The organism is Kribbella sp. NPDC043289 (genome assembly GCF_056436705.1).
This window is the reverse complement of the sequence record NZ_JBWKCB010000001.1, coordinates 1,522,071-1,545,233: the sequence shown is the minus strand read 5'-3', so window position 1 is coordinate 1,545,233 and position 23,163 is coordinate 1,522,071. Positions and strand designations below refer to the sequence as shown.

The window sequence follows — 23,163 nt, the reverse complement described above, 5'->3', positions numbered from 1 at the left end:
GGTGATGACCACCACGGTGCGCGAAGACGTCACCCGCACCGAGCCACCGCGCTCGGTCGGGCGGCGTCGAGCGCGCCGCCGGACCTACTTGTGGTCGTACGTGTACCTCGCACCGATGATGGTGCTCCTGCTGGTGTTCGTGGTGTACCCGATCGTGGCCTCACTGGGGTACACGTTCTACAAATGGGACGGCATCGGCGACCCGTCGGACTTCGTCGGGCTGGACAACTTCCGCCAGATCGTCCACGACAACATCTTCTGGCGGTCGCTCGGACACACCTTCGTGTACGCCGCGTTCGTCGTACCGATCCAGCTGGTGCTGGCGCTGGCTCTGGCGCTCGTGCTGAACAACAAGAAGCTGCGGTTCGCGTCGTTCTACCGGACGCTGTTCTTCCTGCCGGTGGTGACGTCCGCGGCGGTGATCGGTGTCGTCATCCAGCTGCTCGTGTCGAACTTCGGGGACTCGATCAACGACCTGCTGCTGAAGCTGCACGTGACCGACAGGCACATCGACTGGCTGGGGGATCCGCACTTCGCGCTCGGGATCATCATTCTGGTCGGGATCTGGCACACGTTCGGCTACAACCTCGTGTACTTCCTGGCGGGGCTGCAGACGATCCCGGACGAGCTGTACGAGGCCGCCCGGCTGGACGGTGCGGGCCGGCTGGCGACCTTCCGGTACATCACGATCCCGATGTTGCGCGCGGTCGGCGTGGTGATCGTGATCCTCGCGGTGATCGGGACGTTCCAGATCTTCGACCTGGTGCAGGTGCTGACCAGCGGCGGTCCGTTCTTCGCGACCGAGGTCGTGAACACCTACATCTACCACCTGGCGTTCGGCGGCAGTAACGCGAACGCCGTACAGCCGAACATCGGTCTCGCCTCGGCCGCGTCGTTCGTGTACGGCGTCCTGCTGATCGGGTTCTCCGTCGTCCAGGTCGTCGTACTGCGCTCGCTCGCGAAGCGGCGGGGGACGGGAGGGATCGCGTGACTGTACAAATTGCGCGCCTCCGGCGCGCGGGGTCATCGGGCTGTTGCTCCCGGCCTTCCCTCGTCGCTCCAGTCGCTTCGCTCCCTCCGCTCCTCAGTCCAGGCCGGGAGGCCCCATGACCAGCCGGCGGATGGTGACAGCGATGACGCATGTCGCGCTGTTGGTGAGTGGGCTCGCGTGGCTGTACCCGCTGTTCTGGGCGCTCGGGAGTTCGCTGAAGAGCGACGACGACTTCTTCACCGACGGGCTGAACCCGATGCCGTCGCACTTCCTCTGGGCGAACTACCTCGACGCCTGGCGCGAGGCCTCGTTCGGCCGGTACTTCATGAACACAATACTGATCACCTTGGGCACTGTGGTGATCACTTTAGTAGTCACGTCCTGCGCGGGATACGTGCTCGCCCGGACACGGTTCCCGGGGCGTGGATTCTGCCTGGGGCTGGTGTCCGCGACGCTGTTCCTGCCGCACGGATACACGATTATCCCGGTTTTCGACCTGATGCAACGACTGCATCTGCTGAACAGCCTGTGGGCGGTGATCATCGTGCAGGCCTCCGGCGGAGTGGTGTTCGGGACGTTCCTTTTTATGGGCTACTTCATGGCCGTCGACAAGGAACTCGAGGACGCCGCCCAGGTGGACGGCGCGAACTTCCACCAGACGTTCGCGCGGATCATGCTGCCGCTGTCGGGCCCGATGCTCGCCACCGTTGGGTTGTTCACTGCGATCACCGCCTGGAACAGCTTCTTCATCCCGCTCGTGTTCACACTCGGCCGGCCCGAGCTGCGCACGCTGGCGATCGGCATGTACGCGTTCATCGGCGAGAACTCGACCGAGTGGACGCTGCTGTGCGCGGGCACCGTCATCACGCTCGCGCCGATCATCCTGCTCTTCGTGCTGTTGCAGCGCTTCTTCGTCAACGGCCTGGCCGGCGCGGTCAAGTCCTAGGGGGACCACCACATGCCTGTACGTACTGCGATCGTCGGCACCGGCAACCGCGCCCAGCTCTTCACCGAGGGCCTGGCGAAACGGGACGGGTACGACGTGGTCGCGTTGTGCGATCCGAACTCGGTGCGGATGGCCTTCCACAACCGCATGCTGCTGGCGGCGGGGCGCCGTACCGCGCATCTGTGGCCGCCGGCGCGGTTCGAGGAGATGCTCCGGGTGGAGCGGATCGAGCTCGTCGTGGTGACGAGCGTGGACGCGACGCATGACCTGTACATCGAGGCCGCGTTGAGGGCCGGCGTACGGGTGATCAGCGAGAAGCCGATGACGACCGATGCGGTGAAGGCGCAGAGGATCCTGGACACGGTGCAGGAGACGGGTGGCTCGTTGTCGGTCGCCTATAACTACCGGTTCAATCCTGTGCACCGGCGGGTGCGGGAATTGCTGGCCGGGGGTGCAATCGGTGCCGTGCACTCGGTGCATTTCGAGTGGATGCTCGACGTGTCACATGGCGCGGACTACTTCCGGCGATGGCATCGGGACAAGGCGAACTCCGGTGGGTTGATGGTGCACAAGGCCAGTCACCACTTCGACCTGGTGAACTGGTGGCTGGGCGCCGAGCCGCGGACGGTCTACGCGCGCGGCCAGCTAGGGTTCTACGGGCCGGGCCACGAGCACGGGTATGCGCGCGATTACCTGCGTGCACACGGATCTGGGCTCGCTCTCGACGATCCGTTCGCGTTGCATCTTGCCGACAACGCGACGTTGCGCGAGCTGTATCTCGAGGCCGAGGGGGAGGACGGGTACTACCGGGATCAGAACGTTTTCGGGCCTGGCGTTTCAATCGAGGACGACATGGCGGTGCTGGTGTCGTACGACAGTGGCGCGACGATGACGTACCACTTGACGGCGTACTCGCCGGCCGAGGGCTATCGCGTGATGTTCAACGGATCGCGCGGGCGCCTGGAACTCGATGTCGAGGAGTCGACATTTACTCGTCCGCATCAACGGGTGGAATCGGCGAAGGGCTGGGTGCACGGCGATGTCGCGGCGCCGACCGCCGGTAGGACGAGCATCACGTTGCGACCGTTGTGGGCGGCGCCGGAGGATCACACCGTCGACCATGATCACGCCGGCCATGGCGGTGCGGACGCACGGGTGCTCGCGGCCCTGTTGGACGGCGAGGGTGACGTAGGTGATGATGTCGCCGACGCGCGTCAAGCCTCGCTGGCGTTGGTCACCGGGCTCGCGGCGAACCGCTCGTTCGAGACCGGGCTGCCGGTGCAGACTGCGGACGTCCTCACCCTCTGAAAGTGTTCAGAATTCTGATCACTTTCAGAGGTCGTCAGAATTCTGATCAGGTGAGCGCGTTCCGGAGGATCGCGTGGGCGCCCGCGACGATCGCCTCCCGATTCGCTTCGTACGTCGGGTCGGTGATCGCGGTCTTGTTGGTCAGGTCGAACGACAGCACCGGTACGTGCAGGTGGCCGGCCGGCATCGACGGGTCCAGGAGATCGCGCTGGAGAGTGTTGCGGTAGGCAACTTCATTGGAGAGGTAGCCGCCGCCGGTGCCTTCCGAGGCGATCGATCCGGGCGTCGGGCCGTCTGCTTGCCGGACCGGGAGCGTCTGTCCGGCCGGGATCTCCAGCACAGAGGTGTTCACGCGCGTTCGGAAAGGCGCCACCTCGGCCTGCGACATCCGGGCCAGCGGGAGGCTGGAGGTCAGCCACTCGGGTCCGGTCGGCATGCTGGGGGAGACGATCGGAGCGCTGATCGTGCCGCCGCCCCACAGGTTGTTGTTGTCGCCGATCGAACTGACCGAGCGACGCCGGCCGTTGAATACCTCGAGGTCGAAGATGCCCGCCCGTCCCTGGCTCGCGGTCATCACGAGATCCGCGTGCTGCGGGCCCTGGCGGTAGTGCGGGGCGAGCGCGTTCTCGACCATGTTCTCGTCGAAGTCTGTGTACCGGACCGGGAACACCACGGTCTGAATCTCGTACGTCGTGCCGTTGGCGGTCCAGCGCCGGCCGTCGAGGGTCAGGGCGTTGGCACCGGACGGGTTGCCGATGCGGATGTCGGCGTCCAGCGTGAACGGATCGAACCCGGTCACCAGGACCTTCCGGACGCCCGGCGTGAAGTGGGTGCTGGTGATACCGCGAGAGCTGTACTCGAGGGACCGCAGCAGGCTCGCGCGTTCCGTCGTACCGAGGGCGAAGGCTGGTTGCCATTGGCGGAGTGCCAAGGACATGGAGATGCGGGCCCAGTAGAGGCCGCGGTCGTCGGTGGAGGGGAGCGCGTCGGCGCCTTGCGGCGGGTGCTGCGCGCGGTGGGTCGCCGTACGCCAGAGGGCTTCGCCTTGGGTGCGGACGAGCGCTGCTGCGGCTTGGCGGTTGGGGACGCGGCAGAGGAGTTGCCTGAACAGCTCGACCTGCCGGTCGAAACCGGAGCGACGCAGGATTTCGGCCGGTACTGACGGGCCGCCCGCGACACCGCGGTCCAGGCGCTGCTCCTCGACGGTGCCGATGATCGCCTGGTCCAGGCATCCGGTGACCGGTCCACCGCGGAAGGCCGGCGCGATGTTCGGCGTCGCGTGTGCGATCGGAGCACCGGACAGCACCGCGGTCAACGCCAGCGCACCGGCAAGCAACGAACGATGAAATGAGCTGGGGCGGAGTCTCATACCGGGTGTCTATCAGATCTCCACCCACTCCGCGCCCTGACCTGCGTCGCCTCGCGGAGCGTGTCTGGTGGGCTGGGCCAGGTTCTGGGGACTGAGCACTAGGTATTACCTGTCCACGGCCACCGGTTCCTGTTCCCACCCCCTGTTCCCGCTCAGATGGTGCGGCGGAGGTGGCGGGGGACGGCGGTCATGACGCGGCCTAGGTCGTCGGTGATGGCGGCGACGCGTTCGTTGCGGCCGTCGTCGTCGATGTAGATCATCACGGTGCGGACGTCGGCGTGGATGGTCAGTTCCTGGATGTCTTCGGCGGCCAGGCCGCGGCGTTTCTGGTCGGTGACGGCCGAGGCGCGCAGAGAGTGCGGGGTGACTTTCTCCGGGCGGGGGATGCCGGCGGCGCGGGCGAGGCGGCGCAGCATGCGGGTGACGTCGTGGCGGTCGAGCCGCTTTCCGGTGGCGTCGGCGATGAGTGGCGCCGGTCCGGGTCCGTTCCAGGCTGGGCGGACTGCGAGGTAGAGGTCGAGGAGTTCAGCGACCATCGTGTGCAGCGGGACGAGCTTCGTGCTGCCGCCTTTCACGGTGACCTCGAGCCAGGTCCGGCGTCCTTGGTCCTGGCGGTCGTCGTCGTTGGCCGCGCAGATGCCGGAAACCCGGAGCGCGTCAGTGAACAGCAGCCCGACGACCAGAGCGTCCCGTACGTCGTGCGCGACGGCGAGCATGGCCGCGATCTGGTCAGCGTCCAGGACGCGAGCGGAGGTCGCGCGGCGGCCGCGCTCGATCTTGGGGCGGTGGTCGTCGACGGAGATGGGGGAGACGGCCGGGAGTCCCCAGCTGGCGGCGTACCGGTAGAGGCTGGACAGGGTTGAGAGCCGCCGGGAGATCGAGGTGTCGGCGGCGCCGGCGTCTTGCTGGCGAGTCAGCCACATGGTGACTTCGGCGCGGTGCAGATCGAGTCCGAAGCGCTCCCGGCCGAGGTCATTGCGGGCCCAGTCGGCCCAGAGCAGCAGGTCATCGGCGTACGCGATCCGGGTGTCGCGGCTGCCCCGCCGCGTGCCACCGAGCCACAGCACAACCAGCGCTGTGAGCTCCGGGGTGAGTGCGGCGGCGAGCAGATCGAGCCGATCGACGGGGGCCGCGTCCCCGTCCTCGAGGTCGGCACCGGGCGGTCGTCGCTGTCCCAGTGTCCGGCGGACAGCAGCTTCTACGGCCGCGTCCGGCCGGGGCAACACGACGGCAGTCGTGACCGGTTGGAAAACCAGCGGCGCCGGTTCGTCGCTCATCGGCTCGACGGCAGGATTCGTCACCTGAACAAGGTAGCGCATAACGGGGATTATGCGCTACTTCAGTATGGTTGCGTTGAGTCAAGAATGACGAAACTAAATAGACGCAACGAAAAACTGTATAGACAAAAATCCGCTAAGATGCGGGAATGACGACGACCGAGACTGACCTGGTATCGCCGACCCGGCCAGGGATGTGCGAGTTCCCAGGCGTGACCTGCCCGAACCCGAAGCAGGTCGACCCCGGTACGCCGGGCCGCCCAGCGAAGTACTGCGGTCTCGAGGAGGCGGGCGCCGACGGGAGGCCCGTCGTACACAACAAGGCGAACGCCTGGACCGCGAAGAACGCGGCCGCGAAGCGGACAACCAGCGGCACCCAGCGGCTGAGAGGCAGCGCGGCACCGGAAGCTTCAAGTACGGCGGGGCCGGTCACCGCCGCACGGGTCACGCTGGAGCAGCTGATCAAGAGCGACCTTCCGCGGCTGATGGAAGGCCTCGACGGGCAGCTCAAGCAGGTCGCGGTCGCACTCGGCACGTACGGCGACGCGCAAGCAGTGGCCGCCGAGGTAGAACAGGTCCAGGCCGCGTCCCGGGCGCAACTCGCCGACGCCGAAAAGCAGCTCGCCGAAGAACAGCAACGCCGGCGCCAGGCCGAACACGCCGCGACCGAGGCGGAGCAGGCCGCAGCCGAAGCCGAGGACGCCCGGGACGAGGCCGAGGCCGCCGCCCAACAGGCCGTCGACGATCGAGCGACGGCCCGTGCGGAACTTCTGGATGCACAGCAGGTCGCCGAAGACGCAGAGCGGGACATGGTCCTGGCCAGGGAGGATGCGGCCGAACAGACCAACCGTGCCCGTCAGGAAGCCGACCAGCAGATCCGCGAGATCCAGACCAACGCCGACCGGCAGATCCAGCAGGCCGAGACCGAAACCGAGGCCGCGCACGTCGCGCAGGCCGCCGCCGAGGCCGACCGGCGCAGCGCACAAGAGACCGCCGAGCAACTGCGCGCCGAACTGCGCCAGGACCGCGACCAGCACCGTGCCGAGCTCGACACCCTGCGCGCCGAACACCGGGCCGAGCTCGACAACCTCCGCACCGAACACCGCGCCGACCGCGAACAACTCCGTGCCGACCACAAGGCCCAGCTCGCCGACGTCAAGCAGTCCGCCGACCAGCGGGTCGACGCGGTCACGACCGCCCAGCGCGCCGCCGAACAACTGGTCGACGACCTTCGCCGCCAACTCGCCGAGCACGCCGCCACAAGCACCGAGCCGCCCATGCAACCCGGGCGGCGCGGAGGCCAGTCCGACGGAAACGGATCCCCGGACTGACCCCCGGTTTCCCCGGACCTGTCAGCTGGCCGGGCTAGTTCCTCCGGTAGTTGCCGAGGCGTAGAGGTTCTGGACCTGGCTGGCGGTCAGGGCTCCGGAGAAGATCGCCACCTCGTCAACCGCGCCCGTCGTCGAGTCCTTCGGCGGGAAGCTGCCGAGCGTGGCGCGTCCGAGGGGCGTGGAGGCGTTCATGGTGCCCACGGCTGATCCGTTCGCATACACCGTGATTCGGCTTCCGTCGTCGACGTAGGTCAGATACGTCCACGTCGCCTTGGGTACGACGTAGTTGACCGTGTAATCGGCGACGTTGCGGCGAGTCACGCCCACCTTGCCCGAGCTGGAGTTGATCTTGACGATCGACGTGTCGCTGTTGAGCAGCGCCATACTGCTCGAGCCGCCGGTGATGTTGACCCACGCCCCGACCGACCAGGGGGTGGGAAGATCGGGCGCCGCGGTGGTGACCGTGCCGGTCCCGCCGGTGAAGCGCAAGGCGCCCCCGACCTTGCCGGGTACGACGGTGACGTCGCCCAGCACCGTGCCGTTGTAGCCACCGGCGGCCGTATCCGCAACGTTCCCGTTGGTGGTGTCGTCCATCGTCCAGTGGTCGACGAGCGTCAGGCCGATCACGAATCGGGCGGTCGTGCTGTACTGCCGCCCGCCGACGGACTCCTTCACCACAACGTCATGCAGCCCGTTCGGCAGCGTGGCCGGCGAACACGACCACGTGTGATCCGGCTGTACGGCGGCCGAGCACACGCTCGCGTCCTTCTCGGTGACGGAGACCGTGCCGCCAGGTACGCCGAGCCCCTCGATGACTGACGGAGACCCGGGCAACCATCCATTGGGACCGGGATTCGTGACGGTGAGCGGCGACAACGACAACGCATCCGCGATCGCCGTGGCGGCGGTGACCGTGTTACCCGCCGGAGCGGACGCGAACCTCGGCGCGGACGTGACGAAGCTGCTGGCGCGCGCGATCCAGTCGATAGGCGCCGGCGCCGTCCCGTCCTGCAGCGCCTTGGTCAGCGTGTCGAAGTACGCCTGCCAGTTCGGCTTGTAGTAGCCGCTGAGGAGTCCGCTGTACGTGTGGTTGGCGTAGTTGTTCAGCGAGCCCGCCTTGTACCCGTCGGCAGGATCCACCCAGCTGGTCCACAGGTAGAGGAGTGACGTGGCGAGCTGGGATCGAACTGTCGCGTCCGAGCCCGCAGCCGAGTTTGCGCTCGCGACGTAGCTGCCCATCGTGAACCACGGCACCGTCGCCATGACGTCGTCGGTGAGGTCCATCAGATCCAGCCACTGAGCTGTCAGGTCCTTGAACGCTGCCGTGTCCTTGGCGAGGTACGCCGTATTGATCTTCGGCAGCAGCGTCCGCGTCTTGTTACCGGTGATGTTCGTCGCGACGTCGGCGAGGTCGAAGTCGTACGCGTCCTTCTGCACGACCTCTGGCGCGGCGAGGAGCAGCTGCGGCAACGCGGTGGCGAAGCGTGCGGTGTCGTACGGCTGCTGCTTCGGCGAGGCCGGGTCCGCATTCATCGCCGTCAGATTCGGCTGCGCCACGAACAGGGTCTCCGCGGGTTCCGCGTGCGTACCCGATGACGGACGCGGCAGCGTGTACGCCGTCGCTCCGATGATCTCCCACGCCTTGGCGGCCGCAGTCGTCCCGTACCGTCCGTACGCGAAGTCCTGCATCCACTCCGACAAGCTGAATGCAGCTGCGTGCCACGGCAGTTCGCTCAGCAACTCGAACGCCGCCGGGTCCTCGAAGCCTTCAGGCATCACGGCGATCCCGGTCATGTTGTTGCCCGCGGCATTCAACTGGCCGTAGTACCGGTCGATCCAGAGCTGTCCGGTCGCGCCCATCACGGTGTGTCCGCCGTACGCGTAGATGGAGCCGAACAGGTACTTCGTGTTCGGCCAGGCGGCTTCTCGTCCCCACGTGGCCGAGGCGTCGGACAAGCCGTCACTCACGACGAACTTGCTCTTGTCGCTGATGCCCGCCAACTGCGCGGTGGTCGGGTTACCTTGCCATCCCAGCTGCATCCAGGTAGCGCCCGCTTCGTTGTCCTGCAAGGCGGACATGATGCTCGCGGTGATGTCCTGCTGCGCGATGCCGCCCGACGAGCCGCCCTCCTGCAGCGGGTTCATCCGGTAGATCGAGGACTTGCCGAGAAGGTCGTCAGCATGCCGGTAGTACGACGCGGCGACCTGCGCGAAGAATGGGTCCGTCGGCGCCAGCCACGCGGGCCTGGGCTGGCCCGACCAGGTTCCTTGCGCGATGACCTTCGTACCTGCCGGAGCGTGGGCGGCGAAGTCGGTGGGCACGGTGCCGATGAACCCGGGCAGTACGGGGACCATGCCCAGTTCCCGTGCGCGATCGGCGATCTGGCGTCCCAGGGACGCCCGCTGATCGAGCAGGTCCTGCGAGATCGGGGCGCCGTAGTTGGACACGTTCTGCATCGCCCACCACGGCTGGGTGGTCGGCAGCGGGATCCAGGCGCGGGTCTGCTCCGCGGTGTAGCCGAAGTCCTGAAGCACCTTCTGATACACCGCATCGGTCCCCGGCAGAACGTAGACCTGGTTGATGCCGTGCAGGGCGTAGATGTCCAGCATCGACTGCCACTGGTCCCAGCCCATGTACGGATCGGTGTAGCCGTCGTGCGTGTCGTTGCCGAGATACCGGTTCGCCGTGTTGGCGGTCTGGGTGATCGGCTGCGACGGCGCCGGCAGCGGTGTGGGTACGACGGGATGCGGGTTGCCGAGGTTCGCGGCCGCGTGGACGACGTACTTGAGGTACCAGCCGGCACCTTGGTTCGCCGCCGACGCAGTGGTCGCGCTGATCGTGACATGACCCGTCCGGCCGGCGATGGTGAACCGTTCGGCACCGTCGGCACTGGGGTTGATCTCGAAACACACCTGGTGCGAGGCCACGGTGCCGGCGACGCGGGCGAGCAGCGCCTGCTGGGCTTGGGTGGACCGCGCCGAGGCCCGGCAATCACGCTGCTCCGCCCCCGGTGGCGCGGCCGCCTCCGAGGCCGGCACCACCAGCAGGCTGACGAGCGTACTGAAGAGAAGGACGAAGGATGCTCGGGCGGATCGACGCATGACCTCACCTCACGGCCAGGGGGATGACGCAATGTCCACCGGAGAATATTAATGAAGGGTGGCTATGTAAAGAGTGGGATCGGATGATGGAACGACCAACGAATATGGGCGCTCAGTGGTGGGCGAGTCCGGTGAAGATGTCCACGAGCTCCGGACGGGCCATTGGGCCGACGTGCGGTGCGGCGACGTCGTGGACGTCGGTCGGGTTGCCGGGCGTGAGGCGGTCGGCCTCGGCGATGAAGCGGTCCTGGAGCGCCGGCGGGATGAGGCGATCGCGGGTGAAGCGGATGTAGGACCGCGGGATGCGGCCCCAGGTGTCGGCGTGGCCGCGCGCGTCCGACAGCGGGATCGCGGCGGGTTCGTCGGGCTGGAAGTGGTTGAGGAGGTTGTGCATCTGCTCGTCGGTGAAGTCGGCCGCGAGGCACTCCTTGATTCCGGCGATCAGCTCGCGGTCGGCGGTTCGCCAGTTCACCCGCGCGACGCCGAGGACGGCCGGATCCCCGGCGACGGCCTTGGTGACGTTCTCGACCAGACTGTCGCGGTTCTCGGGCGTCGCGAAGTACTCCGCCATGCTCGGCAGGTCGACGCAGCAGAACGCCGAGACGTACACGACGCGTTTCAGCAGCTCCGGTACGGCGTTGCCGACGCGGCTCACCGTCACGCCACCTTGGCTGGCGCCGACAAGAATCACGGGGCCGTGCTCGTGGGCCCGGCGTACGACGTCGATGGTGTGGTCGACGTAGTCGTCGAGGGTCAGCGTCGCGAGTGGTGACCGCTCGGTGGCGAGGGCGCGGAGGTCCTGGGGCGCCTGGTAAGCGTGCGGGAAGAAGCCGCCGGTGCCATGGCCGGGCAGGTCGACGGCAACGCAGCGGTGGCCGCGGAGCGTGAGCTCGGCAGTCAGGTCATTCCACGAACTGGCGGACGAGTGCGTCCCGTGGACGAAAACAAAGGTCATCGGTGATCTCCTGTCTGAGTGGTGGATCGCCACATGGGCCAAAGGGTCGGGCTGCCGTCGACGCGCACCGGTTCATCCCGATCGCGAAACCCATGGCGTTGGTAGAGCGCGCGGCTCCGGGGTGAGCTGGCTTCGAGATAGGCGCCGAGTCCGCGTACGTCGGCGTACTCCAACCGCTGCCGCAACATCGCCGAGCCGACTCCGGTACCGCGATGCTCGGGCACGACTCCCATGCACGGCAGATAGAGGTACGGCTGCCCGTGTGGATGTCGCCGAGCCAGTGCCTCGCCGAGCACGTCGAGAGGACGTGTCGAGTTGGTCGGGCCGCCGTACGGCGGCTGGCCGGCGGCGAGGTTGAGCCAGATCGAGGCTCCGGAGTTGGACGTCGCGATGTCGACTTCGGCGGCTGGGTGGGTGAGGAGCGGGCGGTAGTAGAGCTCGGCCGCTGAACTCCCGTCGGCGAAGAGCCATGTGGCCAGCGGGTCGTCGGCGAACGCGGCGGTGAGGATGGCGATGACGGTGTCGTGGTCGTCCGGAGTAGCGCGGCGAATCATGCGTACACCGTATTTCCACTCACTCCGAAACGCCTGCCGGTGAGCGCAAAAGTGTCGTCAGTGAACTAGTACACTCAGAGGCATGGAGGCGCCGTACGAGCGGGTGGTGAGCGAGCTGCGGGGGATGATCCTCAGCGGCGAGCTGCGGCCCGGAGACCGGGTCCCGTCGGTGCGCGAGATCGCTCGCAGCCGGCGGATCGCCATCGCGACCGCCACCAAGGTCGTCGCCGCTCTCCGCGATGCCGGCCTGGTGGAGACGAAGGTCGGTTCAGGGACCGTGGTGTCGATGCCGCGTCGCCGTGTGCGACCGCGGACGGCCGAGCGTGACGCCCAACGGCGACCAGTGCTGAGTACGGCGCAGGTGCTGCGAACCGCTGTCTCGGTCGCCGACGGCGAGGGGATCGAGGCCGTCTCCATGCGCCGCGTCGCGGTGGAGCTCGGCGTCGGGCCGATGTCGCTCTACCGGCATGTCCAGAACAAGGACGAACTGGTCACCGAGATGGTCAACGCGGTGTTCGGGGAGTACGAGCTTCCCGACCCGGGGCCTGAGGGGTGGCGCGCCAAGCTCGAGCTGATCGCCCGGTGGCAGTGGCAGCTGTGCCGCCGGCACTTGTGGCTACCGGCGGCCGTGTCGTTCACCAGGCCGTTGCTGGTGCCGAACCTGACGGCGCAGACCGAGTGGACGATGCGCGTGATCGACGGCCTCGGCCTGCCGCCCGAGGTGACCATCCGGGAAGCGCTGACACTGCACGGGTTGGTGATCACGGCAGCCCGTGCGATGGCTGATGAGGTCGAGGCTGAGCAGGAGACCGGTGTCAGCCTCGACCTGTGGTGGCTGGACAAGCAGCACCGGGCCGAGGAACTGCTCGCGAGCGGACAGTTCCCACTGCTGGCCGCCGTACCGGAGGACGCTGTCTCCGATCTGGGCGAGCTGTTCGAGTACAGCCTGGCCCGGCACCTCGACGGGTTCGAGGTGCTCGTCAGTCGATCTGGGTGATCTTGCCGGTGTCGACGTCGTACATGAAGCCGCCGATCACGATGTCGTCGCCGATGAGCGGGTGCTCGCGGACCGCCTTGACGTCGTGGCGCAGGGCCTCGTGCTGGTCGGGGATCACCGAGATCGGCAGGTAACCGGCCGGCTTCCCGGCGGCCAGCTCGACCTTCGCGCGCAGCTCGTCCTCGGACATCGAGGCCATCGCGCAGCGGGTGTGCGGGATGATCATGATCCGCTTGACGCCGAGCAACTGGACGCCGAGCACCAGCCCGGTCATCGTGACCTCGGTGACCCGGCCGCCCGCCGAGCGCAGCACCTTGGCGTCACCCGGCTTGAGTCCGAGCATCTCCAGCGGCGGGATCCGGGAGTCCATACAGGTCACCACGCCGATGCCGGCGTGCGCGATCCCGTCGAAGCCGCCGTAGTGGAAGTCGGCGGCGTACTCCGCGTTGGCGGCCAGGATGTCGTCGAACCCGCCGCTCATCGGAGGGCACCTGACAGGGGAGTACCGGCTTGCAGGATCGACATCGCGAACGGCTCCTTTCCACATGAATCCGGACGGGGAGGATCAGCGGTCACACTGCTGACCGGGACGATCCACGAACGGCCGTCGACGTGCTCGACGGTCACGGTCTCAGGCCCTTCGGCCACCACCCGCAACGCGTCCAGCGCGAGCTCGCCGATGAGCTCGCGTACGGCGACTTCCGCGGCCTGACCGCGCTTGGTCCAGGTGGACCGACCGCGCAGCCCGGTCAGGATCGTCTCCCCTTGATCGGCCGCGGCGAGTGCCTCCACCGCGGTCTCGACAGTCAGATGGCCGTGCATGGTGCCGGCCGGCAGGTACGTCGCGGTGGGTGCGAAGCGGTGCCCACCGAGATGGTTCGCCTCCCACACCCGGCCCGGCGCGCGCTCGGCGAGCCCAGCCACCAGCGGCCGCCCCAGCACTGCGCAGCACTCGTCACGCTTTCCGTTGGTACAGACGAGCACGATGGGCTCGTCGACCGGCAGCAGCGCGGGCAGCGACGCGACCACCGCGTCGCGATCACCACGAGCGACGGCGGCCAGATCGAGCTCGGCGAGCTCGGCCGGATCGCCGACGCGGCCGCCGAGTAGCCAGGTCCGGCCTGGTGCGGTGGACGCGACGAACACCTGGTGCGACCGCTCGACCGCATCCGCGTGCCGACCGGGGGAGCGGATCAGACCGAACCGTACGTCGACCTTCTTGCACTCGTCATCGAACGACCCACCGAACTTCGGGTCCAGATGACTCTGCGTCGGCGCCTTCGCACCCCACGGACCGGGCTGCTCCACGACGACCCAGGCGGTCGCCACGACCGCGGTCCCGGCCAGCGGCTCGCGCAGTACCCGGCAGTACGTCGAGCACAGGCCGGGCCGGCCGGACGGGTCGGGTGCAGGGGTCACACCCTCACGGTACGCGAGCCGAGACGGCTGTCCCTCATGATGATCATCATGTGTGCACTACGCCACGTCGGCCGAGGAGTGCGACGGCCAGGACCGCGGCCAGGAACGCGCTGACGGCGGCGCCGGCGAAGATCGCGTGAACTTGTGAAACGGCGGCGTCGCGGAGCGCGTCGAGGAACGGGCGGCAGTTACCGGGGGAGGACGGGCAGAGCTGGTTGGGAGATTTGATGCCGTCGGCAAGGGCGTAGTACCGCCGAAGGCCGATCGCGGTCAGCGCGGAGACGCCGACGAGCATGCCGACCATGCGGGCGACGACCACGAGCGCGCTGACCAGGCCGTGGCTGTCGGCCGGTGTGGCGCCGAGGATCGCCGTGTTGAGCGGTGACAGCGCGAGGCCGAACCCGAAGCCGCAGAAAAGCAGTACGACGGTCGCGGTCCAGTGATCGAGCGCCGTACGGCTCCAGAACGCCATCACCACGAACATCGCACCGGACAACGCGAGACCGCCACCCGCGATCAGCCCGAGCCCGTAGCGTCGCGTGAGCCACCCGCCCGCGACCGCACCGACCGGTAGGGCAATCAGAAACCGCACCAGGACCAGCGCCGCTTCGAGCTGGCCGCCGCCTTGGGTGGTCCGCGCGAACACCGGTACGTCGACCAGCGCCGCGATCAACGCGCACCCGATCAGGAAACTCACCACCAGTGAGCCCCATGCCGGTCGTCCGCCGAGGAGTCCACGCGGCACGATCGCGGCCGCCGTACGACGCTGCCAGAGCGCGAACGCGACGGCGAAGACCGCGGCCGCGACCAGCAGCCACGGGCCGGCGGGCGACATCAGCTCGCGTTCGGGATCCGCGGTCGCGAAGGCGAGCACGACGCCGGCCAACGCGAGCGCCAGCAGGAACGCGCCGATGAGGTCGACCCGCGACAGTACGTCGGCCAGGCGGCCGCGGCTGCGCCACAGAACGAGCGCGAGCCAAGCGATCGCGAGAACCAGCGTGGCGAGACCGATCGGAGTGAGCAGTCGCGACGTACCGGTGAAGGGCACGAACGGCAGGCCGAGCGTCACGCCGGACGCCAGCCGTTCGGGCGCGGTCAGGGTGAGGCCGAGGGCGACACAGGCGAGGACGCCGACGGTCCCGGAGAGCGATGGCCATCGGCGTCCGCGGAGAAGCAGCGCCAGGACGACGGCGACGACCAGGTTGAGCCAGAAGATGTACCGCCAGTCGGCGACCGCGAGCACTGCCGAGCCCAGGAGCGGGCCGAGGACCGAGCCGAGTTCCTGTACCGCGCCGACGATCCCCAGGGGCAGGCCGCGTCGGTCAGCCGGCCAGAGATCGGCGACCAGCGCCAGCGTCGCGGGCACGAGCCCACCACCGCCAACACCCTGGAGAAACCGACCGGTTACCACGAGAGACAGGTCGTAGGCGCCGGCCGTGATCAGCGAGCCGACCGCGAACAGCAGCAGCGCCCCGACGAGCACCGGCGTACGCCCGACGACATCCGCGATCCGGCCGATCAACGGCAGTACCGCGATATACCCGAGCAGGAACCCGGAGATGATCGGCGCCGCCCGCTGCAGCTCGTCCGCCGACAGCCCAACGCCGGACATCATGTTCGGCAGCGCCAGCACCACGACATAGGTGTCCGCCGCAGCGAACGCCACCGCAACCGACGCCAGTGTCAGCTGAGTCCGTGACCGCATCACGGCTTGGTGATCTCGACCTTCTCGCCGTACTTGTCCAGGGTGATGTCGTAGGTGCTGGTGGCGCCGGCGTAGAACGGCCCGGTGATGGTGGCCGACACCAGCTGCTTGGAGTCCTTGTCGATCTTGAAGGAGCTCGGGAAGTCCTGGTCGGCCGGGGCCTTCGGGAAGATGCCCTGCAGGCTCTTGCCCGGGATGGAGCCGGTGACCTCGGTGAGGACCTTCGCGCCCTGTCGCGTCTCGCCCTTGATCTGCGGGTCCTTGATCGTCGGCAGCACCGACGTCAGCCCCTTCGTCGGATCGAGCAGCACCGCCGGGTCGGGGGCGCCGAGGCTGGCCAGCTGGGACGGCGGGAGCTCGATGTAGCTCGGCGTGAACGACAGCTTCGCGTACACCTTGCTGCCGACCGCCACCACCTCGGCGTCGATCGGCGACCCGCCGGACTTCACCGTCAGCTTGCCCTTGAAGGCCGGCGCGTGCGTCGCGACGCCGTCACCGCTGGCGAGCGTCTGCCCACTGTCGGGCAGGTCGCGCCCGGTCAGCACGATGTGCACGCTCTCCGCGCTGTCGATCGTCTTCTTGGCGTCGGTCAGCAGCGCGACCGGGTCCCCGCCGGACTGGCTTCCGCCGCCGGAGTCCTTCTTGTCGCTGCAGCCCGCCACCGCCAGCACCACGACCGCGCAGAGCGCGAGCATCCTCTTCACAACTGTCAGCCTGCCAGATCAGAAGCGCACGCAGCGATCGGCTGCGCGACCGGTACGCCGGACCCGTCCCGCCGCGGGTCGACCGGTGGCAGGTCCACCGGGGCACCGCTGCTCGCACTGGCCTTGACCGGCGCCGTACCGATGAAGCCGAGCAGCAGCCCGTCCTCACCCTTCAGCAACCGCTGGCAGCGCACGCCACCGGTCGCGCGGCCCTTGCCCGGGTACTCGCTGAACGGCGTCACCTTCACCGCGCCGACCTCGGTCCCCGGCAGCGCCGTCGTGGAGCCCGCGATCGTCACGACCTGCGACTCGCGGTTGCCGTCGACGGCACCGAAGAACACCACCTTCGCCTTGGCCGCGAGCCGGACACCGGCCATACCGCCCGCGGTCCGGCCCTGCGGCCGTACGGCGGACGCGGGGAAGTGCAGCAGTTGCGCGTCAGAGGTGATGAAGCACAGCTCTTCCTCGCCCGTCGTCAGCTCGACCGCACCAATGACCTCGTCACCGTCCTTCAGGCCGATGATCTCCCACGAGTCCCGGTTGCTCAGGTGATCCGGTACGACGCGCTTCACCACGCCGGCCGTCGTCCCCAGCGCCATACCGACGGACTCCGGGTCCATCGTCGTCAGCGCCAGCGCCTTCTCACCCGGCTCCAGCGACACGAACTCCGCGACCGGCGCGCCACCCTGAAGGTTCGGCGCGCTCGCCGTCGTTGGTACGGCGGGCAGATCGAGCGACTCGAGCCGGATCAGCCGGCCGGCACTCGTCACGAGTCCGTACTGCCCGCGGGCAGTGCTCTTCACCGCGGACACGATCGCGTCGTGCTTGGCGCGCGACTCGGTGGCGCCGAACGGCTCGACCCCGTTGGTGCGCGCGAGCAGCCCGGTCGAGCTCATCAGGATCCAGCACGGGTCGTCGCTGACCTCGAGCGGTACGGCGGCCGTCTTGGTGGCACCGGACGACTCCAGCAGCACCGTCCGGCGCGGCGTCCCGTACGTCTTCGCGACCTCGGCGAGCTCGTCGGAGACCGTCTTCCGGAGCAGCTTCGGGTCCTCGATGATCGCGGTCAGCGCCTCGATCTCGCGCTCCAGCTCACCCTTCTCGGTCTCCAGTTCGAGCTTCGAGAACTTCGTCAGCCGCCGCAGCGGCATGTCCAGGATGTAGTTCGCCTGGATCTCGGACAGGTCGTAGATCTCGATCAGCCGGGACCGGGCCGCGGCGGCGTCGTCACTGCTCCGGATGACCTGGATGACCTCGTCGATGTCCAGGATCGCGATCAGCAGACCCTCGACGATGTGCAGCCGGTCCTGCGCCTTCTTCCGGCGGAACTCGCTGCGCCGGCGCGTGACGTCGTACCGGTGCTCCAGGTAGACCTCGAGGAGCGGCTTCAGCCCGAGCGTGCGGGGCTGGCCCTCGACCAGGCAGACGTTGTTGACGTGGAACGCGTCCTCGAGCGGGGTCAGCTTGTACAGCTGCTCGAGCAGTGCCTCGGGGACGAAGCCGTTCTTGACCTCGATCACCAGCTGGGTGCCGTGGGTGCGGTCGGTGAGGTCCTTGACGTCCGCGATGCCCTGCAGCTTCTTGCTCTGCACCAGGGTCTTGATCTTCTCGATCACCTTCTCCGGACCGACGGAGTACGGCAGCTCGGTGACCACGATGCCCTTGCGCCGCGGGGTGACGTTCTCGATCCGGGCGGTGGCGCGCATCTTGAAGCTGCCGCGGCCGGTCGCGTAGGCGTCCTTGATGCCGTCGAGCCCGACGACCTTGCCGCCGGTCGGCAGGTCCGGACCGGGGACGAACCGCATCAGGTCGTCGAGGTCGGCGGTCGGCGTCTTGATCAGGTGCCGGAGCGCCTGGATGACCTCGACCAGGTTGTGCGGCGCCATGTTGGTCGCCATCCCGACCGCGATCCCGGCGGCGCCGTTGACCAGCAGGTTCGGGAAGGCGGCCGGCAGCACGCCCGGCTCCTCCTCCTGCCCGTCGTAGTTCGGCCGGAAGTCGACGACGTTCTCGTCCAGGCCGTTGGTCATCGCCATCGCGGACGGCGCCATCCGGCACTCGGTGTTGTGGTTGACGAACCCACCGGCGAGGAACGAGTGGTCGTCGCTGTCCACACGGATCGAGTACACGGCCTCGGGCTCGCAGTCCTCGACCTCGGCGACCTCGACGAAGCGGTACCCGGAGTCCATGATCGGCGCGACCACGCGGAGGATCTCAGGGTCCTTGAACTTGCTGACCAGCAGGCTGCGGTCGGTCTGCCAGCGCTCGAAGCGGTCGAAGTTGTGGTTGAGCAGCCAGCTCTTGCCAGTGCCCCGCCCGGCACCGAGGGACTCGCGCACGAAGTCCGCGACGTACGGAGCATGATCCTGGGTCAGCCGATGCGTGTACCGCGGCGCCCTGTGCAGCAGCTCCTGGAGCTTGTGCCGCTTGGCGGCGAGGAAACCGACCCGCTCGCTGAACGCGTGAATGTTGTGTCGGCCGGAGATCACCAACCGGTACTCGCCGCGCGAGTAGTGAGTCAAGTTGCTGTGCACGCCGAACTCGAGCAGGAGCTCCTGTAGTTCGCCCGCCAAGGTCTGGCTGTACGTCGAGTACTGGATCGTGACCGAGGCATCGCCTGCTCGGCGCACTCCACCGTCACCTTCGTAGAGTGCCATCAGGAACGCGCGCTTGAGGCCGACCGTGCCGTTCCAGACTGCTTCTGGAACGTGCTTCTCAGCGGCCTTGAATCCGATCAGTTTCGCGAGCGGGCTCTCCCGGAACGCCGTCAGGTTCTGGATGTCGAGCTCGTGGATGGTGCGCCCCGAGCTGCGGGTTTTCCGCGAGTACACGTACCGCGGGCCGCCGACGATGGCGTCGTACGCGGCGAGAACGTACTCGAAGTACTCGTGGTCGGTGTTGTTGAACCCGGCCCGTTCGGCTGAGGCGAAACCTTCCGACACCCAGGCGCCGAACAGCGTCCCGAGCATCATCTCGTGAGCCATCGGGACGTCCGTCGTCCACGCGTTGCGCGCGAGACAGACCACCGTGCCGGGCTTCACCTCGTCCAGCCGCAGCCACTGGAACATGGGCACGCCCAGGACCGGCACCAGGCACAGCACCGGGTGATTGTGACTTCCGCGCAGCGCATGGCCGCTCTTCGTCACCAGCTTCTTCACCGGATGTACGCCGGAATTGAACAGCTTGGTGGCGCGGACCGGCTTGCCATCCTTGTCGAGCACCTCGAGGTCCACGAAGGCCTCGGAGTTGTCCGGCAGGTTCATCAGGTCGGCGATCCTGGGGGAGCTGCCGTCCGCCAGTCGAACCCGGGTGTCACCGGTCAGGCAGTACCGCATCGCGGCCGGGCCGTCGTCGAGCGAGCCGAAGTTCCCGTGGCCGTCGATCAGCGGGACCCGCATCGACCACGGCTGCGCGGTCCGGACCAGGGCGTCGTAGATCGCGCCGTCGCCGTGCGGGTGGTACTTACCCATGACCTCACCGACGACGCGGGCCGACTTCACGTGGCCGCGGTCGGGGCGGATGTTGTTCTCCGCCATCGAGAACAGGATCCGCCGCTGCACCGGCTTCAGTCCGTCCCGCGCGTCCGGGAGCGCCCGGGAGTAGATCACCGAGTACGCGTACTCCAGGTAGCTGGTGCGCATCTCGTCGGAGACGTCGACGTCGAGGATGTGCTCCTCGAAGTCCTCGGGTTCGGCAGTACTGGTACGGCGTGCCATGCGGTTCTACGAACTCCTCGATCAAGCGGTACGACGCCTCGACGGTCCGGCGCCGCCCCTATTGTCCCTGGTCCAGAGCGTTTTGCCCGGTCACGACCCGCAGGATGTACGTCGTCGGGGCCAGAGCGGACCCTACCGCCAGCGTCAGACAAAGTCCGCAGATCCCCAGCAGCACGCCCCACGGAACGGTCAGCGGTACGTCGGCCACGCCCGCGGTCATCGCGTGCCGGATCAGGATCCCGACCGTGACCGTGATCGCGGTCCCGAGACTCAGCGCGACCGCCCCGACCAGCGACGACTCCCAGAGCACCATCCGCCGGATCTGCGCCGGTGTCGCCCCGAGTAGCCGCGAGGTGACGAATTCGTGCCGACGCTGCAGACTGCCCATCAGCAGCGTGTTGGCGATCGCGATGGCGCTGTAGAGCGCAGCGGGCCCGAGCAACAGGATCAGTCCGAACTGGTTCCCCTTCCGCACGCCGTCCGCCTGGTCGGCCTCCCAGTCCGAGGCGAGCTGCGCGTGCGGCAGGCGACGTACGAGTTGGTCCGCGCTGACGCCCTCGGCGGGGAGGACGAACTGTCGCTCGGGCTGCGCCTGCGGCGCGTGCTGCCGGGCGAGGTCGAGGGGGAGGAGCAGCGACGGGTTCACCCCGAAGGCATCCTTGACGATCGCGACCACCCGGAGCTTGGCCTGGACCCGGTCGGTGAACGTCACCGGGATCTCGGCGCCGACCTTGTACCCCTCGAGACTGGCCAGCTCCTTGCTCACCGCGACCCCGTTCCCGGAGAGCTTCGTGAGATCGCCGGACAGAGCGCTGAGGTCCCGGGTCCGGGAGGCGATCGCGGGATCGATTCCTTCGGCGTCCTCAAGCTCGGCGTCGTCGCGGTCGACCCGTACCAGCTTCACCGGCACGCCGGCGTCGACGGCCGCGATGGCGGGATCCGACAGCGCAGCGGAATCGGTGACCACGACGGGCGCCCGGACGGCGTCCCGGATGGTCGCGGCCGCGCTGTCGGCGGCGAAGCTGAGACTCAGCACCATCGAGCCCGCGATTGCCGAGATGGCGAGGATCGGCGCGGCCAGCGACGCACTCCGGCGTGGTGCCGCGACCACGTTGCTGCGCGCGAGTCGCCCGGACACTCGCGTCCACGCGACCAGCGGGACGGCCCACAGCCGGCCGAGCAACGGAACGATCAGCGGCGCGAGCAAGGTCAGCGCGACCACCATCAGCATCGGCGTGAACATCGCCAGCGGTACGACGCCGTCGCCGCTCGACGGCCGGATCAGCGCCAGCATCACGATCGACCCGGCCAGGAACAGCAGCCCGAACACGATCCGCACCGGACCGATCCGTGGCGGCTCGAGCGCCGCCTCCCGGAGCGCGTCGACGGGCCCGACCCGTCCGGCTCGGCGAGCGGCCGATCGCGCCCCGAGCAGCGCGACGACCAGGCCGACCGCGACCGCGATCGACAACGGGATCCACGGCGCGGCCGGCTCCAGCTTCACCGGCGCGAGGTCGGTGTACGACGCCTTGCGCAGCAGCAGCGGCGTGGCCAATTGGGCCAGCAACGCACCGGACAGTGCGGCGGCGAGTGCGACGACGACCGCCTCGCCGAGGATCATCCGGCGAATCTGGCGTGGGGTCGCGCCGATCAGCCGGAGCAATCCGATGTCCCGCCGCCGGGACGCGACGGCGAACGCGAAGGTGCTGGCGATCACGAAGATCGTGATGAACCCGCAGATCGTGCCGACCAGACTCAGCACCACCTGCAGACCCGACGCGTCCGCGTCCGTCAGGGGAACCCGGACCTTGCGTGGGCCGTCACCGTCGCCGCCGAGCGTGGTCACCACGATGCTCGCGAGCGCCGGACCGCGGTACGCGATGGTCGACGCGGTCGCATTGGCCGCCAGTCCGAGCAGGAACACCCCGACGAACAGTGCGACGAACGATCCGGCGTACAGCGATCGGTGGCTCCTGATCGTCTGCCGGCTGAGGAAGAACATCAGCGCTCCAGGTCGCTCATCGCGGCGGCGATCTGCGCCGGCGTGGCCCGGTCGAGGTGGCCGGCGAGCAGGCCGTCGGACAGGAACAGCACGCGCTCGGCGTAAGCCGCCGCCACCGGGTCGTGGGTGACCATCACGACGGTCTGGCCGGCGCGGTCGGTTGCCTCCCGCAACAACCCGAGGATCTGCCGGCTGGTCCCGCTGTCCAGTGCACCGGTCGGCTCGTCGGCGAAGAACACGGACGGCTGGGTGATCAGCGCCCGCGCGATCGCGACCCGCTGCTGCTGCCCACCGGACAACTCCGCGGGCCGCCGCTTCGCCTTCCCGTCGAGTCCCACCTGGTCGAGCACCCGCAGTACGTCGTTCCGGCTCGGGCGGCGACCGGTCAGCCGCAGCGGCAGGGCCACGTTGTCGTAGACGGTCAGCGACGGCAACAGGTTGTACGCCTGGAAGACGAACCCCATCTCGCCCCGGCGCAGCTTGGTGAGCTCCACCTCGTTCAGCCCACCGAGCGGGACCCCGTTGAGTACGACGGTGCCCTGGGACGGGTGGTCGAGTCCGGCGGCGCACTGCAGCAGCGTCGACTTGCCGGAGCCGGACGGGCCCATCACCGCGGTGAACGAGGCGCGCGCGAAGCCGTACGTGACGCCGCGCAGCGCGTCCACCGATCCGGCCTTGGAACGGTAGGTCTTGGTGATCCCGTCGAGCAGCAGCGCCGGCGCCTCGAGCGGCGCGACGGGCGGGTACGAAGGCGCGGTAGCGGTCATGGAACCAGCGAATCGCGAAG

General features: G+C 68.3%; 16 protein-coding genes and 3 pseudogenes. 5 read left to right on the top strand and 14 right to left on the bottom strand.

Annotated features, from left to right (window positions below; all coding sequences use genetic code 11):
* The first annotated feature begins 4 nt into the window (after positions 1-4).
* The 3 genes from AC0662_RS07295 (at position 5) to AC0662_RS07285 (ending at position 3,245) form a co-directional block, all read left to right on the top strand.
* Complete coding sequence (locus AC0662_RS07295) at positions 5-991, top strand: carbohydrate ABC transporter permease (RefSeq protein ID WP_452204008.1); 987 nt, start codon at positions 5-7, stop codon at positions 989-991.
* 115 nt (positions 992-1,106) lie between these two features.
* Positions 1,107-1,937, top strand: a complete 831-nt coding sequence (locus AC0662_RS07290) for a carbohydrate ABC transporter permease (RefSeq protein ID WP_452204009.1) — start codon at positions 1,107-1,109, stop codon at positions 1,935-1,937.
* Between the two features lie 12 nt (positions 1,938-1,949).
* Positions 1,950-3,245, top strand: coding sequence for a Gfo/Idh/MocA family protein (locus tag AC0662_RS07285; protein WP_452204010.1), 1,296 nt, complete (start codon positions 1,950-1,952; stop codon positions 3,243-3,245).
* A 46-nt stretch (positions 3,246-3,291) separates the two neighbouring features.
* Here AC0662_RS07285 and AC0662_RS07280 read toward each other — a convergent pair whose 3' ends face one another.
* A complete protein-coding gene (locus AC0662_RS07280; protein ID WP_452204011.1) occupies positions 3,292-4,581 on the bottom strand; it encodes a pyroglutamyl-peptidase I in 1,290 nt (429 codons plus the stop codon).
* Positions 4,582-4,766: 185 nt separating this feature from the next.
* Positions 4,767-5,915, bottom strand: a complete 1,149-nt coding sequence (locus AC0662_RS07275; RefSeq protein ID WP_452204012.1) for a tyrosine-type recombinase/integrase — start codon at positions 5,913-5,915, stop codon at positions 4,767-4,769.
* Positions 5,916-6,040: 125 nt separating this feature from the next.
* Between AC0662_RS07275 and AC0662_RS07270 the strand changes: the two genes are divergently transcribed.
* Positions 6,041-7,222, top strand: a complete 1,182-nt coding sequence (locus AC0662_RS07270) for a hypothetical protein (RefSeq protein ID WP_478299136.1) — start codon at positions 6,041-6,043, stop codon at positions 7,220-7,222.
* Between the two features lie 21 nt (positions 7,223-7,243).
* Here the strand turns inward: AC0662_RS07270 and AC0662_RS07265 are convergent, their stop codons facing one another.
* The 3 genes from AC0662_RS07265 to AC0662_RS07255 form a co-directional block, all read right to left on the bottom strand.
* Complete coding sequence (locus AC0662_RS07265; RefSeq protein WP_478299134.1) at positions 7,244-10,324, bottom strand: alpha-N-acetylglucosaminidase TIM-barrel domain-containing protein; 3,081 nt, start codon at positions 10,322-10,324, stop codon at positions 7,244-7,246.
* A 112-nt stretch (positions 10,325-10,436) separates the two neighbouring features.
* The gene (locus tag AC0662_RS07260; protein WP_478299132.1) at positions 10,437-11,279 is read right to left on the bottom strand and encodes an alpha/beta fold hydrolase; all 843 of its coding nucleotides are present in this window, start codon (positions 11,277-11,279) and stop codon (positions 10,437-10,439) included.
* Positions 11,276-11,833: a GNAT family N-acetyltransferase gene (locus AC0662_RS07255; protein WP_478299130.1), complete on the bottom strand. Its 558-nt coding sequence runs from the start codon at positions 11,831-11,833 to the stop codon at positions 11,276-11,278. Before AC0662_RS07255 ends, AC0662_RS07260 begins: the two co-directional genes overlap by 4 nt.
* A gap of 82 nt (positions 11,834-11,915) precedes the next feature.
* Here AC0662_RS07255 and AC0662_RS07250 point away from each other — a divergent pair, with 82 nt between their 5' ends.
* The gene (locus AC0662_RS07250; RefSeq protein ID WP_478299128.1) at positions 11,916-12,830 is read left to right on the top strand and encodes a TetR/AcrR family transcriptional regulator C-terminal domain-containing protein; all 915 of its coding nucleotides are present in this window, start codon (positions 11,916-11,918) and stop codon (positions 12,828-12,830) included.
* Here AC0662_RS07250 and AC0662_RS07245 read toward each other — a convergent pair.
* The 9 genes and pseudogenes from AC0662_RS07245 to AC0662_RS07205 all read right to left on the bottom strand — a co-directional run bounded on the left by AC0662_RS07245 (position 12,814) and on the right by AC0662_RS07205 (position 23,143).
* Positions 12,814-13,311, bottom strand: coding sequence for a beta-class carbonic anhydrase (locus AC0662_RS07245; protein ID WP_452204018.1), 498 nt, complete (start codon positions 13,309-13,311; stop codon positions 12,814-12,816). The two genes, AC0662_RS07250 and AC0662_RS07245, sit on opposite strands and share 17 nt — an antisense overlap.
* Positions 13,308-14,249, bottom strand: coding sequence for a sucrase ferredoxin (locus tag AC0662_RS07240; RefSeq protein ID WP_452204019.1), 942 nt, complete (start codon positions 14,247-14,249; stop codon positions 13,308-13,310). The genes AC0662_RS07245 and AC0662_RS07240 overlap by 4 nt, the downstream gene beginning before the upstream one ends.
* A gap of 46 nt (positions 14,250-14,295) precedes the next feature.
* A complete protein-coding gene (locus tag AC0662_RS07235) occupies positions 14,296-15,954 on the bottom strand; it encodes an MFS transporter (RefSeq protein ID WP_478299126.1) in 1,659 nt (552 codons plus the stop codon).
* Positions 15,954-16,649, bottom strand: coding sequence for an LppX_LprAFG lipoprotein (locus tag AC0662_RS07230; protein ID WP_478300204.1), 696 nt, complete (start codon positions 16,647-16,649; stop codon positions 15,954-15,956). Before AC0662_RS07230 ends, AC0662_RS07235 begins: the two co-directional genes overlap by 1 nt.
* A 14-nt stretch (positions 16,650-16,663) precedes the next feature.
* Positions 16,664-18,865, bottom strand: a pseudogene (locus AC0662_RS07225) (DNA gyrase subunit A); the annotation flags it as partial.
* Between the two features lie 246 nt (positions 18,866-19,111).
* Positions 19,112-19,840, bottom strand: a pseudogene (locus AC0662_RS07220) (LAGLIDADG family homing endonuclease); the annotation flags it as partial.
* A pseudogene (locus tag AC0662_RS07215) lies at positions 19,814-20,374 on the bottom strand (DNA gyrase subunit A); the annotation flags it as partial. The pseudogenes AC0662_RS07220 and AC0662_RS07215, both read right to left, overlap by 27 nt.
* Positions 20,375-20,432: 58 nt before the next feature.
* On the bottom strand, positions 20,433-22,376 hold the full coding sequence (locus tag AC0662_RS07210; RefSeq protein WP_452204021.1) for an FtsX-like permease family protein: 1,944 nt from the start codon (positions 22,374-22,376) through the stop codon (positions 20,433-20,435).
* Positions 22,376-23,143: an ABC transporter ATP-binding protein gene (locus tag AC0662_RS07205; protein WP_452204022.1), complete on the bottom strand. Its 768-nt coding sequence runs from the start codon at positions 23,141-23,143 to the stop codon at positions 22,376-22,378. Before AC0662_RS07205 ends, AC0662_RS07210 begins: the two co-directional genes overlap by 1 nt.
* Between the last annotated feature and the right edge of the window lie 20 nt (positions 23,144-23,163).

Coding starts and splice junctions, on each gene's coding strand:
- AC0662_RS07285 (WP_452204010.1), top strand. CDS start 1,950: ATGCCTGTACGTACTGCGATCGTCGGCACCGGCAACCGCGCCCAGCTC.
- AC0662_RS07245 (WP_452204018.1), bottom strand. CDS start 13,311: ATGAGCGGCGGGTTCGACGACATCCTGGCCGCCAACGCGGAGTACGCC.
- AC0662_RS07235 (WP_478299126.1), bottom strand. CDS start 15,954: ATGCGGTCACGGACTCAGCTGACACTGGCGTCGGTTGCGGTGGCGTTC.
- AC0662_RS07260 (WP_478299132.1), bottom strand. CDS start 11,279: ATGACCTTTGTTTTCGTCCACGGGACGCACTCGTCCGCCAGTTCGTGG.
- AC0662_RS07270 (WP_478299136.1), top strand. CDS start 6,041: ATGACGACGACCGAGACTGACCTGGTATCGCCGACCCGGCCAGGGATG.
- AC0662_RS07205 (WP_452204022.1), bottom strand. CDS start 23,143: ATGACCGCTACCGCGCCTTCGTACCCGCCCGTCGCGCCGCTCGAGGCG.
- AC0662_RS07255 (WP_478299130.1), bottom strand. CDS start 11,833: ATGATTCGCCGCGCTACTCCGGACGACCACGACACCGTCATCGCCATC.
- AC0662_RS07210 (WP_452204021.1), bottom strand. CDS start 22,376: ATGTTCTTCCTCAGCCGGCAGACGATCAGGAGCCACCGATCGCTGTAC.
- AC0662_RS07250 (WP_478299128.1), top strand. CDS start 11,916: ATGGAGGCGCCGTACGAGCGGGTGGTGAGCGAGCTGCGGGGGATGATC.
- AC0662_RS07265 (WP_478299134.1), bottom strand. CDS start 10,324: ATGCGTCGATCCGCCCGAGCATCCTTCGTCCTTCTCTTCAGTACGCTC.
- AC0662_RS07230 (WP_478300204.1), bottom strand. CDS start 16,649: ATGCTCGCGCTCTGCGCGGTCGTGGTGCTGGCGGTGGCGGGCTGCAGC.
- AC0662_RS07295 (WP_452204008.1), top strand. CDS start 5: ATGACCACCACGGTGCGCGAAGACGTCACCCGCACCGAGCCACCGCGC.
- AC0662_RS07290 (WP_452204009.1), top strand. CDS start 1,107: ATGACCAGCCGGCGGATGGTGACAGCGATGACGCATGTCGCGCTGTTG.